Origin of the sequence: Achromobacter sp. F4_2707, from assembly GCF_047501535.1 — a bacterium.
Lineage (GTDB): Bacteria > Pseudomonadota > Gammaproteobacteria > Burkholderiales > Burkholderiaceae_B > Yanghanlia.
This window is the reverse complement of the sequence record NZ_JAZDRJ010000005.1, coordinates 86,451-102,650: the sequence shown is the minus strand read 5'-3', so window position 1 is coordinate 102,650 and position 16,200 is coordinate 86,451. Positions and strand designations below refer to the sequence as shown.

The 16,200-nt window shown below is 55.0% G+C and carries 14 protein-coding genes; 11 read left to right on the top strand and 3 right to left on the bottom strand.

What is annotated here, in order from left to right; genetic code table 11:
- The first annotated feature begins 120 nt into the window (after nucleotides 1–120).
- From VRY85_RS06555 to accC, 11 genes are all read left to right on the top strand, one after another.
- Nucleotides 121–1,476, top strand: coding sequence for an acyclic terpene utilization AtuA family protein (locus VRY85_RS06555; protein ID WP_414597808.1), 1,356 nt, complete (start codon nucleotides 121–123; stop codon nucleotides 1,474–1,476).
- A 2-nt stretch (nucleotides 1,477–1,478) separates the two neighbouring features.
- A complete protein-coding gene (locus VRY85_RS06550; RefSeq protein WP_414597807.1) occupies nucleotides 1,479–1,841 on the top strand; it encodes a hypothetical protein in 363 nt (120 codons plus the stop codon).
- 11 nt (nucleotides 1,842–1,852) lie between these two features.
- A complete protein-coding gene (locus tag VRY85_RS06545) occupies nucleotides 1,853–2,824 on the top strand; it encodes a Bug family tripartite tricarboxylate transporter substrate binding protein (RefSeq protein ID WP_414597806.1) in 972 nt (323 codons plus the stop codon).
- Between the two features lie 244 nt (nucleotides 2,825–3,068).
- Nucleotides 3,069–4,292 carry an ABC transporter substrate-binding protein gene (locus VRY85_RS06540; RefSeq protein WP_414597805.1) on the top strand — a complete coding sequence of 408 codons (1,224 nt, stop codon included), beginning with the start codon at nucleotides 3,069–3,071 and terminating at the stop codon, nucleotides 4,290–4,292.
- A gap of 70 nt (nucleotides 4,293–4,362) precedes the next feature.
- Nucleotides 4,363–5,232, top strand: a complete 870-nt coding sequence (locus VRY85_RS06535) for a branched-chain amino acid ABC transporter permease (RefSeq protein WP_414597804.1) — start codon at nucleotides 4,363–4,365, stop codon at nucleotides 5,230–5,232.
- Nucleotides 5,232–6,182 (top strand): branched-chain amino acid ABC transporter permease, encoded by a 951-nt coding sequence (locus tag VRY85_RS06530; RefSeq protein ID WP_414597803.1) that lies wholly within the window; start codon nucleotides 5,232–5,234, stop codon nucleotides 6,180–6,182. Before VRY85_RS06535 ends, VRY85_RS06530 begins: the two co-directional genes overlap by 1 nt.
- Nucleotides 6,179–6,952 (top strand): ABC transporter ATP-binding protein, encoded by a 774-nt coding sequence (locus VRY85_RS06525; RefSeq protein WP_414597802.1) that lies wholly within the window; start codon nucleotides 6,179–6,181, stop codon nucleotides 6,950–6,952. Before VRY85_RS06530 ends, VRY85_RS06525 begins: the two co-directional genes overlap by 4 nt.
- Nucleotides 6,949–7,653, top strand: a complete 705-nt coding sequence (locus tag VRY85_RS06520) for an ABC transporter ATP-binding protein (RefSeq protein ID WP_414597801.1) — start codon at nucleotides 6,949–6,951, stop codon at nucleotides 7,651–7,653. The genes VRY85_RS06525 and VRY85_RS06520 overlap by 4 nt, the downstream gene beginning before the upstream one ends.
- A gap of 52 nt (nucleotides 7,654–7,705) precedes the next feature.
- On the top strand, nucleotides 7,706–9,244 hold the full coding sequence (locus VRY85_RS06515; protein ID WP_414597800.1) for a pyruvate carboxylase subunit B: 1,539 nt from the start codon (nucleotides 7,706–7,708) through the stop codon (nucleotides 9,242–9,244).
- Entirely contained in the window at nucleotides 9,237–9,770 is a 534-nt protein-coding gene (accB, locus tag VRY85_RS06510; protein WP_414597799.1) for an acetyl-CoA carboxylase biotin carboxyl carrier protein, read from the top strand. The genes VRY85_RS06515 and accB overlap by 8 nt, the downstream gene beginning before the upstream one ends.
- A 26-nt stretch (nucleotides 9,771–9,796) precedes the next feature.
- Nucleotides 9,797–11,158, top strand: a complete 1,362-nt coding sequence (gene accC / locus VRY85_RS06505) for an acetyl-CoA carboxylase biotin carboxylase subunit (RefSeq protein ID WP_414597798.1) — start codon at nucleotides 9,797–9,799, stop codon at nucleotides 11,156–11,158.
- A gap of 75 nt (nucleotides 11,159–11,233) precedes the next feature.
- Here the strand turns inward: accC and VRY85_RS06500 are convergent, their stop codons facing one another.
- Genes VRY85_RS06500 through VRY85_RS06490 form a run of 3 tightly spaced genes read right to left on the bottom strand, consistent with a single transcriptional unit; the run spans nucleotide 11,234 to nucleotide 16,195 of the window.
- Entirely contained in the window at nucleotides 11,234–14,074 is a 2,841-nt protein-coding gene (locus VRY85_RS06500; protein ID WP_414597797.1) for a M16 family metallopeptidase, read from the bottom strand.
- 54 nt (nucleotides 14,075–14,128) lie between these two features.
- Nucleotides 14,129–15,301 (bottom strand): vWA domain-containing protein, encoded by a 1,173-nt coding sequence (locus VRY85_RS06495; protein WP_414597796.1) that lies wholly within the window; start codon nucleotides 15,299–15,301, stop codon nucleotides 14,129–14,131.
- A gap of 15 nt (nucleotides 15,302–15,316) precedes the next feature.
- Nucleotides 15,317–16,195 (bottom strand): AAA family ATPase, encoded by an 879-nt coding sequence (locus tag VRY85_RS06490; RefSeq protein ID WP_414597795.1) that lies wholly within the window; start codon nucleotides 16,193–16,195, stop codon nucleotides 15,317–15,319.
- Between the last annotated feature and the right edge of the window lie 5 nt (nucleotides 16,196–16,200).

The window sequence follows — 16,200 nt, the reverse complement described above, 5'->3', positions numbered from 1 at the left end:
ATTTGTATCATTTCCCAAAGGTCTGTGAAAATAATTCACAGACCTTTGTTCGTTTTGCTACTGGCGGCTTGTAACTTCTATCAGTAGACTTCAGCGCAAAACATGAGGGGACAACTACTAATGACTAGAACGATACGCATCGGGTCCGGATCAGCATGGTGGGGAGACCGAGTAGAGCCGGCGGTGATCAACGCGGAACGCGGGAAGCTGGATTACCTATGCTTTGAGACCATGGCTGAAGCTACGGTATCCGCTGCCCAGGTACGCAGCCGGCGAGATCCCTGCTTTCCCGGTTATGACACCTATCTTGAAGATAGGATGCGCGCCGTTTTGCCAGCCTGTGTTGAGCAGGGCATTCGGATCATTTCCAATCAGGGCTGGATTAACCCCAAGGGCGCTGCACAGCGGGTTACTGAACTTCTACGAGAAATGGGCGTGACCGGTGTCAAAGTGGCAGCGGTTACTGGCAGCTTGATCACCGACCGCGTTCTTGAGCTGACTGACACCATTTTGGAGAATGGCCAGCCCACATCGAGCTTGGCTGATACCCTGATCTCGGCGGAAGCCTATATGGGAGCTGAACCCATCGTCGAAGCCCTAAAGAACGGCGCTCAGATCGTTATCACGGGCAGAGTTGCCGACCCATCTATCTTCATGGCACCGATGATGCATGAATTCGGCTGGGAGGCGTCCGACTACGAGCGGTTAGGCGCGGGTAGTGGCCTGGGGCATCTATTAGAGTGCGGTGCCCAGGTGACAGGCGGCTATTTCGCCGACCCCGGCTTTAAGGATGTCGATGAACCTTGGAATTTCGGCTTTCCAATTGCGGAAGTCAGCGCGGACGGTTCAGCCATCCTGACAAAAGCTGAGGGCACAGGGGGTACCGTGAATGTGCGCACTGTGAAAGAGCAGCTCCTGTACGAGGTACATGACCCTGCAAATTACATCACCCCCGATGTGGTCGTGGATTTCACTTCCGTAAATATTGAAGAAGTGGGGCCTGATCAAGTGAAGGTCTCTAACCTGCGGGGCAAGCCGCGCACATCTACCTTGAAAGTATCGATGGGATGTACTGAAGGGCATATTGGTGAAGATATGTTCTTTTACGCAGGGCCAGGCGCTTTGCGTCGCGCTCGGTTGGCGAAACGCATACTGGAAGAGCGGTTTCGCATTGTGAAGCTGGATGCAGAAGAGATTCGTATCGATTTTCTGGGGATGAACGCCATACATGGCGATGCGACACCGACGGATGCGCCTGAACCTTACGAGGTAGCAGTCCGGGTCGCAGCTCGTACTAAAACGCGAGAGGAAGCCATGAAAGTGGGGCGCGAAGTAGACGGCATGGCGGTCTCCGGTGTGGCTCAGACAGGCAAGCGCGTACCCCATCAGGATCGCACACGAGAGGTGATTGGTGTGTGGTCTGCATTGGTTCCGCGTGAGCATGTGAAGGCGCACGTTCATTATTTTGAGAGTTGATTATGCGAGTACAACTGCAGCATCTGGCACACACTCGCTCCGGGGACAAGGGAAACACCTCAAATATCGCTGTGTTCGCCTACGAGCCGGAGTTCTATGAGCTTTTGAGAGCGCAATTAACGGCGGAACGATTCAAAGCGTTTCACCGTGACGCCATCAAAGGAAAGGTTATTCGTTACGAAGTCGAAGCCATTCATGCGCTGAATTTCGTGGCGCATGGTGCGTTGGGCGGCGGCGTGTCGCGTAGCTTATGCCTCGACAACTATGGAAAGGCGTTGTCATCAGCCATATTGGGGTTCACGGTCGAGGTACCGGATTCCATGCGGGCGAAATTGCGTGGACTATCCACTGTACAGAACATTTGAGGAGACAAAACATGCGTGCAAAATGGATTTGCTTGGCATTAAGTATCGGAGTGATGGCGGGTGGGCATGTCGCTGCACAGGCCAGTTATCCGGAGAAAGCCGTGACGATGGTGGTGCCTTATCCGCCTGGTGGCACCACTGATGTGCTGGCTCGCCTGGTATCCGCCCGCTTGAGTGAAAAACTCGGTCAGAGTTTTGTCGTGGAGAATCGCCCCGGAGCTGGCGCGCAAATCGGCTCACGAGCTGTGGCGCGCTCAAAGCCGGATGGCTACACCTTGTTAATGGGAACAATCAACTCCCATGGGATTAACGAAGCGCTTTACAAGGAGCTGGCGTACGACTCGATAACTGATTTCTCGCCAGTCGTCCGGGTGGCAAATACGCCCAACGTATTGGTTGCTTCCAAGGACGCGCCGTTCAGCAACTTTAACGAGATGGTCTCCTATGCCAAGGAGAACCCAGGCGTGCTGAGCTTTGGTTCTACCAGCATGGGTGGCAGTCCGCATATGGCGGGCGAACTGCTTAAAGCCCTGACGGGTATCGATATTGTCCATGTTCCGTATCAAGGGGGTGGGCCAATGCTGACTGACGTCATTGGTGGGCAGATCCCCATTGCGTTTGACAATCTGCCGTCGTCTGCAGCGCATATTGAGTCTGGCAATGTTCAAGGCATCGCCGTGACGACCAAGGAACGTTGGCCGAGTTTTGGGAATATCCCAACCGTTGCTGAGCAAGGGGTGAGCGGCTATGAGGTGACATCTTGGTTCGGCGTATTAGCACCGGCCAACACACCTGAAGAAGTTGTTTCCCTCCTCAATGAGTCCATTGTGGAAATTCTCAAGGAAGAAGAGGTCGTTGCGCGTCTGGAAGCCCTGGGCGCGCGCCCCGTGGGGGATACGCCAGAAGAGTTCGCTCAACATATTAAAGACGAGGTGGCACGTTGGCGTAAAGTTGTTGAGACCAACAACATCGAAAAACTTTAAATAGGCTCTGGATTTTGGATCGGGTTTACCCTTCTTGAGACCGCTAAGCAGGGATTCTAGAATCATGTTTCGGGTTCTAACCAAGAATAAAAGTTCGTAATACGAACCTTTTCAATGCGGTAACTCGAGAGAGTAGTTATATCGCGTTTACCGATCTGTACTGGGCTTCCCAAACAGTTCATTCAGTAAAACCGTCAACTTACCAAAGATCATCTCTGATAGGCTGACGCTCAGGAGACATTAAATGAGATCATATCGACTGAAGTCTTTGTTGCTAGCCGTTGCGACAGCTGGGGCAATGGCATCGGGCCTAGCCTCCGCTAACGACAAGCCCATCAAACTCGGGGGGCTGTACATTCTCTCCGGTAGCGCTGCAAGCTACGGCGAATTCGCATCGCAAGGGCTGCAAATGGCGATTGACGAAATCAACGAGCAGGGCGGTGTACTCGGGCGTCCCCTGAACCTGTTGATGGAAGACGATCAAGGCCGTGCTGCTACCGGCATTCAAGCCGCTCGCAAACTCGTGTATCAAGACGGCGTCAGCGCACTGATCGGGCTGGACAGCTCAGGCGTGGCTCTGGGCCTGGTACCTGTGCTGCCAGAACTGGAAACTCCGCTCATCATTACTCACGCGGCTACGCCACACGCAACTGGCAAGCTCTGCAATGAGTACAGCTTCCGTGTTTCGGTGAACGAGTCGCAGAATATGCGTGCCGCGGCCGAAATTGCGTCTAAGCTGGATGCTAAGCGCTGGACCACCATTGGCCCCGATTACGCCTTCGGCCATGAGTCCTGGGAAATCTTCAGTGAGAACATGAAGGAGCTCGCGCCCGATGCCGAAATGATGAAGGAAACTGCTTTCCCTCGGTTCGGTGCGGAAGATTTCACCCCCTTCATCAATAACATCATGGAACAGAAGCCCGACGGTATTCTGATCTCCGTGTGGGGCGGCGACCTGGTTAACTTCATCCGCCAAGCGCACAACCTGAACTTTTTCAACCAAGGCTACGAGTTGATGTTCACCGTTGGCGCTGCAACCGAAGCGTTGGCAGCCCTGGGTGACCAGATGCCCGAGGGCGTGTGGTTGGGAACCCGCTACTGGTATGAAAGCCACGATTCCGAGCGTAATACCAAGTTCGTCAACGATTACCGCGAGCGTTACAAGACGCCACCAAGCTATAACGCTGAAGGCGCATATTCTGCCGTCTACGCAGTTAAAGCCGCGATTGAAAAAGCTGGTAGCGCTGAGCCTAAGGATGTCGCGAAGGCCTTGGTTGGCCTGACAATCGACTCACCTGCTGCAAGCGAGCGCACCTTCCGCGTGGGTGACAACCAAGCACTGGTCGGCCCGACCTGGGGGCGTGCTGGTCCAATGAGTGCCGATGGCATTCGTTCACTCACCGAAATCCATAATTTCAAGGGTGCAGATATCACTCCGCCTGTTGAAAAGACAGGGTGCACGCTCTAAGTTTGTCTAAATAGTATCGAATACGCCCGGCTAAATGTCGGGCGTTGCCTTGCCATATCGGAGATCCCCCATGGCTAGCTTTTTTGCGGCCTTGATGAACAGTTTAGATATAGCGCTGTTGCTGTTCATCATCGCAATAGGTTTGAACATTGTTTTCGGTGTACTGCATGTCATCAACTTTGCCCATGGCGCCATTTATATGTTGGGCGCTTATGCAGGTTATTCCTGCATGGCAATGCTTGGCTTGCCGTTCTGGTTGGCGCTGATTGTTGCGCCCGTGCCGGTAGTATTGCTTGCTATCGTTATAGAGCGCCTGGTATTGAGCAGAATTTACGATCGGGATGTTGCCGACTCATTACTGCTCACGTTTGCGTTAATGCTGATTCTTAACGAATCCATAAGAATGGTGTGGGGCACCGGTATTTACGTGATTGACCCCCCTGCGATGCTGCAAGGAACCGTTACCTTATTCGGCAATGTGACCTACCCGAAATACAGCATGTTCGTCATTGTCATGGGGATGCTGGTGCTGGCTGGCCTGTGGTGGATGTTCAACCGTACACGGGTGGGGCATATCATCCGAGCCGCGGCTATTGACCGCGAGATGTCTCAACTGGTGTGCATTAATACGCGATTCGTTATTACCGCTGTTTTTGCTTTTGGCGCCTGGTTGGCGGCAGTAGGGGGCGTGGTCGCCGCACCAATGAGGGCGATCGACCCGGGTATGGGCGACAAAATCATTATTGAAAGCTTCATTATTGTCGTCATCGGTGGCTTGGGTAACTTTACGGGTACGTTGCTCGGCGCCATCATCCTCGGCCTGATTCATGGTTTCGGAAGCCGTTACTTCCCTGAGGTGAATTTGCTTCTGCCCTTTATCGGCATGGCCCTTGTCTTACTGTTCAAACCGTACGGTCTCATGGGATCCGGAGGTCGCTAATGAAAAAGCCTGTAGCAATTTTTTCTTTTCTGCTCGTAGCGATCGCGTTGATCCTGCTGCCTAAGTACGCCCCGTATTTTTATATCTTTCTTGCTACGGAGATATTGATTCTCGGGTTATTTGCCCTGAGCTTTAATTTGTCATTTGGCTATACAGGGATGTTGAGCTTCGGACACGCGGCGTTCTTCGGTGTAGGGGCTTATGCAACCGGCATGTTGCTGCTGTGGCTGCAATGGCCACTGATTTGGTGCCTTGTTATTTCGACTTTGTCGGGCGCTCTATTGGCTCTGATATTTGGAGCATTGTGTGCACGGCTGAATGAGGTCTACTTCGCCATGCTTACGCTGGCCTTTGGCATGTTGACGTATAGCGTGGTGCATCAGTGGCGTTCGGTAACGAATGGCAGTGATGGAATATCGGGTTTCCGTGTGCGGGAATTCGGTCTGGGGCTCGATCTGACAATGGGTAATCCCGTGGTTTATTACCAAGTCGTCCTAGTGATAACGGCGATTGCTATTGGCGTGCTTTACCTGATTACGCGTTCTTCATTTGGAATGGTGTTGCGCGCAATCAGTATGAACAGCGAGAGAGTTTCTTTCTGCGGTTTGAATATACGTCACTACCGGGTGGCCGCTTTCACCATTAGCGGTGGCTTCGCGGGCTTGGCGGGTGGTTTGATGGCTCCTTTCCTACGTATTGCAAGCCCCGAATTGGTGCATTGGTCCATGTCTGCTGAACCTGTACTGATGAGCATTTTGGGTGGAGCAGGGTATTTCCTGGGGCCGTTGGTCGGTGCTGCCGCATTTGTATTGCTTGAAACCTGGATCACCAACTTCACTCAGAATTGGATGTTGATTCTGGGCATTATTTTGGGCCTGATTGTCATGTTTTTCCGTAACGGCGTGCTGGGAACCATCATTATGTGGCGTGAGGAGCGTAAAAAATCATGAGCAAGCCGATTCTGGAAATAAAAAACCTGCGCAAGAGCTTCGGTGGGGTGAATGCAGTCTCCGGCGTTAACCTGACTGTCAAAGAAAAGGAAACACTGGCCATCATTGGGCCGAATGGCGCGGGCAAAACCACTTTCTACAACTTGCTTTCCGGGCGCATGGTGCCTTCAGGTGGCAGCATTTTGTTGAATGGGCAAGATATCACTGGGCTGCCGCCCCATAAGGTCAGCCGCATGGGGATTTCGCGCTCATTCCAGATCAACAATATTTTTACGGATTTCACCGTTCGTGAGAATGTTGAGGTCGCCCTGACTGCTTTACACAAGCAGAGTCGGCGCTGGTACAACTTTGCCAGCAATAACCGCCAGATTCAGGAAGAAGCCGAAAAAATCCTTGAGCGCCTGGCGCTCAAGGACCTGGCTCATCAGCGTGCCGGAACCATTAGTTATGGCGACAAGCGTCTTTTAGAGATTGCCGTTGTGCTCGCGACTGCACCTAGCATTGTCTTACTAGATGAACCCACCGCCGGTATGACGCCCGAGGAAACCCGGAAAGTCATCAACCTGATTCATAACCTGTCATCGACAGGTGAATACACATTCCTGATTACAGAGCACGACATGGAAGTGGTGTTTTCGGTGGCCGACCGGATCATGGTCATGCATCGCGGCTCGCCGCTGGTCATTGGAGAGCCCGAGGAGGTGCGTCAGAACCCAGAGGTGCGCGTGGCGTATCTGGGCGAAGAACTCGAAGAGGAACAAAGCGCATGATGCTCAAACTGAATGACGTTCATACCTATTATGGGGAAAGCCATGCGTTGCAAGGCGTATCCATCGAGTTGAACGAGGGAGAAACCGTTTGCCTGTTGGGTCGCAATGGCGCTGGCAAAAGTACGACGCTTAAAACCATTGTGGGTTTAACGCCTGCGCGTCGCGGAACAGTCGAGTTCGAAGGGGTGGATATCACCGCGTTGCCGCCCTATAAGGTGGCTCGTTTGGGTGTGGGCTTGGTGCCTGAAGACCGCCGCATGTTCCCGGATCTCACCGTCAGAGAGAACCTGGAGGTTGCGCGATACGTGCGGCCGGGCACGACGCCACAGTGGTCAGTCGAACGTATTTTTGACGAATACGACATGCTGGCGGAACTCGAGCATCGCAAGGCAGGCAATTTGTCTGGTGGTCAGCAGCAAATGCTGGCAGTCGCCCGCTCTCTCATGAGCGAGCCCAAGCTGTTGCTGCTCGACGAGCCAAATGAAGGGCTGGCGCCGGTCATCGTGAATCAAATCGGTGCGCTGATCGAGCAGCTGAAAAAAACAACCACTATTTTGTTCACTGATCAAAGTGTGCACTTTGCGCTCAAACATGCGGAACGTGCCTACATCCTCGAAAAGGGGCAGGTGGTCTGCAGCACGACCAGTCAGGAGCTGAGAGAAAACGAAGAACTTCAGCAGCGCTACTTGTCGGTTGCTTGAGTTCTAGAAACGACGTGCTGAAGTAGTTGAGAAATTTTTAGGTAGGTTAAATATGCAAGTAGAAGACAGGCAGATGGTCTCCACGATCATGAGTTTGGGGGGGCGTCCGGCAAATAGCCGCCGTGAAATCAAGATCATTGATACGACGCTTCGCGACGGCCACCAGAGTCTGTGGGCGACGCGCATGCGCACAGAACATATTCTGGCCATGGCGGATAAGTTCGATAAGGCAGGTTTCCTGCATGTTGATCTGATGGCACCCATTCAGTTTGATGTGTCGGTCAGGTATCTGAAGGAAGACCCCTGGGAACGCGTACGCTTAGCTCACCAGCATGCGCCCAACACGAAGTTCCGGGCGCTGGTGCGCTCCAGAAATATTGCGTCATTCGATTTCTTACCCGATGACGTCATCATGAAATGGGTGGAGCGGCTATACGCTAATGGCTTCCGCGTGATCGGTTCATTCGACGGCCTGAACGATATCGACAACATCGCAGCAGGCTTGCGCCTGGCCAAAGAGCTGGGTGCAGAGACATTCGGTGCCTTGTCGTTCTGCGAGAGCCCGGTGCATACCGATGAGCTGTACGTTCGTAAGGCGAAGGAGCTCATCGAAAAAACTGACGTTGACTCCATCATGCTGAAGGATGCAGGTGGCTTGCTGACGCCGGAACGTGTGCGCACTTTGGTGCCGGCCATTAAGGAAGTCATAGGTGACCGCCAGCTCGAACTCCATAGTCACTGCCTGAGCGGGCTGACAACCTACATGTATCTGGAGGCCGTCGAGCTCGGCGTCGATGCGTTGCATACATCCATTGCGCCGTTGGCCAACGGCGCCGGTCAGCCTTCGACGCAACGCATTGTGCGTGACTTGCGTGCATTGGGTTACCAAGTCAACGTCGATGATCAGCTCGTTGATGCGATCAGTGAAGACATACATACCATTGCCAAAACTGAGAATAAGCCTTTGGGCGCTCCCCTGGAGTACGACGGCCTGCATTACATGCACCAACTCCCCGGTGGCATGCTGTCGAACTTCCATTCTCAATTAGCCACGGCGGGCTTGTCGCATCGCTTCGACGAGTTGCTGCACGAAACGGCACGTGTCCGCGCCGAGCTGGCGTATCCGATCATGATTACCCCCTTCGCGCAATTTGTGGGCACTCAGGCAGTCATGAACGTTATTTCGGGTGAGCGCTACAGCGTGGTTCCGAACGAGATCAAAAAATACGCTTTGGGTTACTACGGCAAACTGTTGACCGATATCGATCCAGACGTACTTAAGTTGATTCTGGAAAATGGTTCGTCAGATATTTCAGAAACTCCTACCGAAATTCCGCCTGCTTTGCCTGACCTTCAGGAGCGTTACCCCAACGACAGCATTGACGACCTTCTGTTGCGCGCCATGTTCGCAGGGACGCAAGTCGATGAAATGCGTCGTGCTATCAAGAACGGCGAACGTTCTGAGGATGCTGCAGGTTCACTCGTCAGCCTTGTGAAGAGCCTGTCGGCGAAGAGGGATACTGGAAAAATTACTGTGAAATTAAATGGCCTAGAGGTCTGCATCGATAAAGGAGATGGAAAAAATGTCTAAAGTAGTGGAGTTGCATGAGGTTAAATCGCTTGTGGACTGGTTGAATCTGAGCGATGACGTTCAAGAATTCTCCCTGAAGTACGGCGAGTTAGAGATTTTTGTGTCGCGCAAGGAAGGAGGCCCCTCCGCCTCTGCGCCAGCCCTGGCGCCGGTCGCGGCTCCCGCTCCTGCCCCTGCAGCAGCTGCAGCTGCTGCGCCTGCAGTTTCGGCTCCCGTTTCGTCGGAGTCACCCGTCGCGAAGAGCGGGCCAGCTGTCGCTGGCAAAATTGAGGCCGCCGCAGATGAGGTGCTGATTAAGGCACCTATGGTAGGAACGTTCTACGCTGCCCCCAAGCCTGGTGCGCCAGCTTTCGTTAAGGAAGGCGATGTTGTTAACCCCCAAAGCGTGCTGTGCATTGTGGAAGTTATGAAACTCATGAACAACATCGAGGCGGGTGTACACGGGACAGTAGAGAAAATCTTTGTCGAGAACGAGCAGGCGGTGGAGTATGGGCAACCCCTGATGCTCATCAAGCTGAGCCAATAAGGTCCAGAGCATCAGCGGAGATATCTATGTCAGAAATTCTGGGCAGCGTTCTGATTGCCAACCGGGGTGAAATCGCGCTGCGTGTTATCCGTGCGTGTAAAGAGCTTGGAATCCGCAGCGTGCTGGCTTATTCGGAAGCCGACGCTGATTCCCTACCCGTGAGGCTGGCCGACGAAACGGTCTGCATAGGCCCGGCGCAAGCCAGGCTCAGTTATCAGAACCAGCAAGCCCTTATCAGTGCGGCTAAGTCGTTTAAGGTGGACGCCATTCACCCGGGTTATGGGTTCTTGGCAGAAAACCCCGATTTTGCGAAGTACTGCGAAACGGAAAACATCAATTTTGTGGGCCCTGCATCTGAAATCATCAGAAAAATGGGTGACAAAATCGAAGCACGAAAAATCGCAAAAGCGGCGGGTGTCTCCACGATTCCTGGGTCGGATGGTGAAGTTTCGGATATCCAAACGGCAATGAAAATTGCTGATGAGGTTGGGTTTCCACTGCTAATCAAGGCATCGGCTGGTGGTGGCGGGCGTGGCATGCGCGTTGTGCACGAGCGTGCATCCCTGGAAAAAGACCTGACCGAGATCATGGCCGAAGCGGAGGCAGCCTTTGGTAATCCCGCAGTCTATATTGAGCGATACCTGACTGATATCCGTCACATTGAAGTTCAGGTTATCTCGGACGGCGTTAAAACGCTGCACACGGGAGAGCGGGATTGCACGGCTCAGCGTCGTAACCAGAAACTGGTGGAGGAGGCCCCTTCACCTGTTCTAACGGAAGCGATTCGCGAGCGGATGTACCAAGCCGCCATTCGGTTGTGCGAGGCCGTCAAATACAAGAACGCGGGCACGATTGAGTTCGTTTTCGATAACGTCTCGAGGGAGTTCTATTTCATTGAGATGAACACCCGTATCCAGGTCGAGCATCCGGTTTCGGAAATGGTCACTGGTATCGACCTCATCAAACTGCAGTTGTTGATCGCTAGTGGTATCCCATTAGAGCTGGAGCAATCTGACATCCAGATCCGTGGTCATGCTATCGAGTGTCGCATCAACGCAGAAGACCCCAAGCAGAACTTCATGCCTTCTCCAGGCAGGGTGGAATACTTCCGAGCTGCTGGCGGTTTTGGTGTGCGCATGGACAGTCATATTGAGTCGGGGTATCTGATTCCCCCTTATTATGACTCCATGGTCGGCAAACTGATTTGTTGGGGTAATGACCGCGAAGAAGCGATTGCCCGCATGCTGCGGGCCTTGAAAGAGACAGAAGTGGTTGGTATCAAGACCACAGCGGATCTCCACCACTTTTTGCTCAGCCATCCGGCCTTTCAGTCGGGTGAAATCAATACGGCTTTTGTCGCAAAAGTGCTGGAGTCCGGTGAGTTCTAGTGTTTAACCGCCTTCAGTAATTGGCTGTTGCGCCATCTTTTTCCCCAGGCCGAATACCATCGGCCTGGGTTTTTTTTATTCCACCTGCGTGCCCGCTTCCTTCTGCTTGGCTTGGTCGGCGGCGATGGCGGTGCTGAACAGGTCGGGCTGGAACAGCTCACGCAACACAGTATTAACAGTATCGGCCGTCAGAGCGGCGATTTGTTCATCCTGCTGCGCGTTCCAAGCAAAGCTGCGGCCGTTATCCAGATAGCGCAGCCAGACGCTTGCCAGAGTGCTGTCATTTGTGCGCCCCAGCTTGCGGTAATTCAACAGCGAACGGATGCCTTCGCTGACTTCTTCTTCTGTGAAGCCTTGCGTCAGCACGCGAGTGAACTCTTCCTCAATCACGCGTTCCAGTTTGCTGCTGTTTTCGGGGCCGTGAATCGCATAGATCGACCATGTGCCGCTAGGTTCGTACGAGGACACAGAAACGCTGCTGTACACAGAATAGGACAGGCCTTCTTCTACCCGCACGCGTGTCCACAGGCGTGAGGTTTCCGAGCCGCCCAACAGGTAGTTGGCCAGTACCAGCGCCGGGTAACGCGGGTCGTCGTCGCGCAGGTTCAGCGGCATGGCCGACATCAATACGGCATTGGCCTTGTCGGGTGTGTCGATCAGGAACGTTTCGGGCTTTACTGGCCGGTAGGGGTCGCTGATGCGCGTGTAAGCAGGGGCCTGTTGCCAGCCTTGCAGAGATTTTTCCAGGGCTGAACGCACCGCTTTGGGGTCAAACTCACCTACTGCGCTGAAATCTACCAGGCCCGCACCGTAGAACTTCTTGTGGAAGTTACGCAGTGCTGCGGGTTGCAGGCTTTGGATTTCCTGGCGCCATTCCTCAAAAGTGGGGGTATAGCGGATGTCGTCGCTCGGCCAGGGGTTGTCGTGGCGGGCCAGCGCACGCGCAGCCAGTGGGCCGGGCTGTGATTCCATGTCGGCAATCGCGGTATTCATCTGGTTGCGATATTCCGTGAGGGCTTCATCAGGGAAGTTGGCCTCGCGCAGCACATGTAGCACCGTTTCGATCAAAGCCGGCAGGTTTTCGCCGATGGTGGACAGGGTCACCGCCACGGTGTTGCCCCCGCCGTCCACATTGACCGAGGCTCGCAGTTGGGTGTAGCGGTCCTGAATCTCCTGGCGGCTCATGTCGTTGGTGCCGTGGTGCAGCAGAGATGCAACGGCGCTGGCGACGCTGCGCTGCCCCAACAGGGCTTCGGCATCCGCAAAACGCAGCGTCAGGCGTGCTTCTACACGGTCGCCCCGAGTGGGCTTGGGCAACAGGGCCAGGCGTAATGTGCCGTTTGGTAATTCGACAGTGTCGCGCTGCGTAGCGGCATCAATGTTGGCAGGGGTCGCATCAAACATGTCTACCACCGCACTTTCCTCACGGCCGGTGTAATCGCTCAGCAAAGCCGAAATGTCCGGGTAGGCGGCGGTGGGCGCACGTTTTGGAGCCTCAGTGGGAATATAACGGCCGGAGGTGCGGTTGTTGGAGGTCAGCCAGGCTGAAGTGACGCGTTGTACCTCTTCCAGCGTGGCGGCTTCTACGCGGTCGCGGCGCAGGAAGTGGAGCCGCCAGTCGCCCTCTGAAACGGCTTCCGATAACGACGCAGCCAGGCTGCTGGGGTTGGCGTAGTTACGTTCCCAGGCGGTCAGCCATTTATTGCGGGAACGTTCCAGGTCAGCTTCTTCCAGCGGGGTATCGGCCAGGTTTTCAAGGGTTCCAGTAAGCGTTTCCAGGGCCAGATCCTGATCCATGCCGGCTTCCAGCACTGCGCCAAAGAATACGTAGCCCGGGTGCCGCATGGTGGCGCTGAAACCAAAGGTCTCCGAAGCCAGGTTTTCGCGCACCAGTTGCTGGTACAAGCGGCCTGAAGGCGTGTCGGAGAGGATGTCCACCCCCAGCTCCAGAGCTGTGAAGTCTGGGTCGGCCAGCGCCGGAGCGCGGTACAGCGCCGCAACGAGTGGGGTGCCGCCCTGGCGTCGCAAGGTAACGGCGCGTTCACCGTCCTGAGTGGGCTCGACCGTATACTCGGGCGGCAGTTGGCGCTCAGGTCTAGGGATGGCGCCGAACGCGTCGGCAATGACGCCCAGAGTCTGGGCGACATCGAACTTTCCTGCAACGATGAGTATGGCGTTATCGGGTTGGTAGTATTCGTGATAGAACGCCCTTAATTGCCCGATATCGACGTTTTCTACATCAGAGCGCGCGCCAATTGTGCTCTTTCCATAGTTATGCCAGCGGAAAGCCGAAGCCTGCATCTGTTGCATCAGAACCTGGAAGGGGTTGTTCTCACCGCGCTCCATTTCATTGCGTACAACCGGCATTTCGGCCTGTAGGTCGTCCGGGTCGATCAGCGCGTTCACCATCACATCCGCCTGCCAGCGCAGATACCAGTCCAGGGTGTCCGGGTCGGTGGCGAACGTGGCGTAGTAGTTGGTGCGGTCCGGGTTGGTTGTGCCATTGGCGGCGAGCCCGCGCCGGGAAAACTCCGCCAGCGCATTGCGCAAGCTGGGCGTGCCCCGGAACAGCATGTGTTCCAGCAGGTGGGCCATGCCGGTCTGGCCGTAGTTTTCGTGGCGGGAACCCACCAGGTACGTCATGTTCACCGTAGTACTGGCTTTTGATGCATCGGGCGCCAGCACCACGCGCAGACCGTTTTCCAGACGATATTCCGTGACCCCTTCGATGCTGGGGCCGCGCTCGACACCCGCGGGCAGGGTAGCGACCTGTTCGGTGGCCGGGGGAGGGCTGGAGGGTGATGTTTCCCGAGCCTGCGTGGGGAGAATGATGGCCCCTGCCAGCAAGCAGGCAATCAGAGGGCGTTTGATCAGGCTGAGCGGCAGCCTTGAGGTCATCGCAGTGTGAGTTGTCATGACTTCCTTTTTGTTACGGCAATCTGAGGTGCGGGCGGGAAGCAAAGGACTGTCTTACTTGGACAGCAGGCGCATGGCACGTTCCAGCCCGTCCATGGTGATGGGGAACATGCGGTCGTGCATGATGTCGCGCAGTATGGCAATGGATTGGCGGTATTGCCAATAGCCCTGGGGTTCGGGGTTCAACCACACAGCTTTGGGCCAGGCGTCCAGCAGGCGTTGCATCCAGGCGGCGCCGGTTTCTTTGTTGTAGTGCTCGACCGAGCCGCCGGGTTGCAGAATTTCGTATGGGCTCATTGTGGCGTCTCCCACAATGATGAGCCGCCAATCTTCGTTGAAGCGCCGCAGAACGTCCCAGGTTTCAAAGCGTTCGGTGTGGCGCCGCGCATTGTTGCGCCACAAGTTTTCGTATGGGCAGTTGTGGAAATAAAAGACTTCCAAGTTGCGGAACTCGCTGCGCGCCGCTGAGAACAGTTCTTCTACGCGGGCGATGTGATCGTCCATGCTGCCGCCGACATCCAGCAGCATAAGCACTTTCACGGCATTATGCCGTTCCGGCACCATGCGAATATCGAGTAGCCCCGCGTTGCGGGCGGTGCTGGCGATCGTGTCTTCCAGATCGAGCTCTGATTCAGCACCTTCGCGGGCGAAACGCCGCAGGCGCCGCAGCGCCACTTTGAAATTACGCGTGCCGAGTTCTTGTTGGTCGTCGTAGTCGCGGAACTCGCGTTTTTCCCAGACTTTGATGGCGGTGCGGTTACCCGCAGACGGCCCGCCTATGCGTATGCCTTCCGGGTGATAGCCCCCATGCCCGAAAGGTGAACTGCCGCCTGTGCCTATCCATTTGTTCCCACCTGCATGCCGCCCTTTTTGTTCTTCCAAACGCTCGCGGAACATTTCCATGAGTTTGTCCCAGCCGTGCTTTTCAAGCGCGGCTTTTTCCTCGGGCGTGAGCTTTTTCTGGAACTCCTTTACCAGCCATTCCAGAGGAATTTCTTTGCCCTGCGGATACATGGCGGCGATCTGGCCATAAAAAGCGGCAAAGGCGCGGTCGTAGCGGTCGAACAGGGTTTCATCCTTGACCAGCGTCATGCGGGCCACGTGATAGAAATCATCAACGGAAGGCTGCATGATGTCGGTGCGCAGGGTTTCCAATAGCGTGAGGTATTCCTGCACCGAAACCGGCAGGCCGCTTTTTCGCAGGTGGTAGAAAAAATCAAGCAGCATGATGAGAGCCCGGAATCAATGGCGACGGGTGGCGCGAGTCATAGCGGTCAGCCGTTCAAGCAGGGAGAGATCCTGCTCGTTCTTGAGCAGCGCCCCGGCCAGTTGGGGAAGCTCGCTATCCGGGCCGCCGGCTACTTTATCGGCAGGTACGCCTTCACTTACCAGCAGTTGCAGCCAATCCAAGAATTCCGATGTGGAGGGTTTTTTCTTCAAGCCGGGCACATCACGCAGGGTGAAGAAGGTGTCCAATGCGGCGCGGACAACATCTTCACGGATACCCGGAAAGTGCACGTCCACAATGGATTGCATGGTGTCGCGATCCGGGAAGGCGATGTAATGGAAAAAGCAGCGGCGCAGAAAGGCGTCTGGCAGGTCTTTTTCATTGTTGGATGTGATGATGATGAGGGGGCGATGGCGGGCTTTAACAGTCTGCTGGGTCTCGTACACATGGAATTCCATGCGGTCCAGTTCGCGCAGCAAATCGTTGGGGAACTCGATGTCAGCCTTGTCGATTTCGTCGATAAGCACGACAACGGGCTCATCCGACTCAAAAGCCTCCCACAGGGTGCCGCGCACAATGTAGTTGCGAATATCGCGGACTTTTTCGTCACCCAGTTGTGAATCGCGTAGCCGTGAAACCGCGTCGTATTCGTAGAGGCCCTGGTGGGCTTTAGTGGTGGATTTGATATGCCACTGCAGCAGCGGGCGCCCCAGCGCGGCGGCGACTTCTTCGGCCAGCATGGTCTTGCCGGTGCCGGGCTCTCCCTTGATGAGCAAAGGCCTTTGCAGGGCCAGTGCGGCGTTAACCGCCATTTTGAGATCGTCGGTGGCGACGTAGCGATCAGTACCTTCAAAGCGGGGCTGGGGGGTGGCGGAAACGGGGCTCATTCTCATCCTTC

Excerpts from the sequence above, each read along its gene's own strand:
- VRY85_RS06555 (WP_414597808.1), top strand. The coding sequence starts at position 121 with ATGACTAGAACGATACGCATCGGGTCCGGATCAGCATGGTGGGGAGAC.
- VRY85_RS06550 (WP_414597807.1), top strand. The coding sequence starts at position 1,479 with ATGCGAGTACAACTGCAGCATCTGGCACACACTCGCTCCGGGGACAAG.
- VRY85_RS06545 (WP_414597806.1), top strand. The coding sequence starts at position 1,853 with ATGCGTGCAAAATGGATTTGCTTGGCATTAAGTATCGGAGTGATGGCG.
- VRY85_RS06540 (WP_414597805.1), top strand. The coding sequence starts at position 3,069 with ATGAGATCATATCGACTGAAGTCTTTGTTGCTAGCCGTTGCGACAGCT.
- VRY85_RS06535 (WP_414597804.1), top strand. The coding sequence starts at position 4,363 with ATGGCTAGCTTTTTTGCGGCCTTGATGAACAGTTTAGATATAGCGCTG.
- VRY85_RS06530 (WP_414597803.1), top strand. The coding sequence starts at position 5,232 with ATGAAAAAGCCTGTAGCAATTTTTTCTTTTCTGCTCGTAGCGATCGCG.
- VRY85_RS06525 (WP_414597802.1), top strand. The coding sequence starts at position 6,179 with ATGAGCAAGCCGATTCTGGAAATAAAAAACCTGCGCAAGAGCTTCGGT.
- VRY85_RS06520 (WP_414597801.1), top strand. The coding sequence starts at position 6,949 with ATGATGCTCAAACTGAATGACGTTCATACCTATTATGGGGAAAGCCAT.
- VRY85_RS06515 (WP_414597800.1), top strand. The coding sequence starts at position 7,706 with ATGCAAGTAGAAGACAGGCAGATGGTCTCCACGATCATGAGTTTGGGG.
- accB (WP_414597799.1), top strand. The coding sequence starts at position 9,237 with ATGTCTAAAGTAGTGGAGTTGCATGAGGTTAAATCGCTTGTGGACTGG.
- accC (WP_414597798.1), top strand. The coding sequence starts at position 9,797 with ATGTCAGAAATTCTGGGCAGCGTTCTGATTGCCAACCGGGGTGAAATC.
- VRY85_RS06500 (WP_414597797.1), bottom strand. The coding sequence starts at position 14,074 with ATGACAACTCACACTGCGATGACCTCAAGGCTGCCGCTCAGCCTGATC.
- VRY85_RS06495 (WP_414597796.1), bottom strand. The coding sequence starts at position 15,301 with ATGCTGCTTGATTTTTTCTACCACCTGCGAAAAAGCGGCCTGCCGGTT.
- VRY85_RS06490 (WP_414597795.1), bottom strand. The coding sequence starts at position 16,195 with ATGAGAATGAGCCCCGTTTCCGCCACCCCCCAGCCCCGCTTTGAAGGT.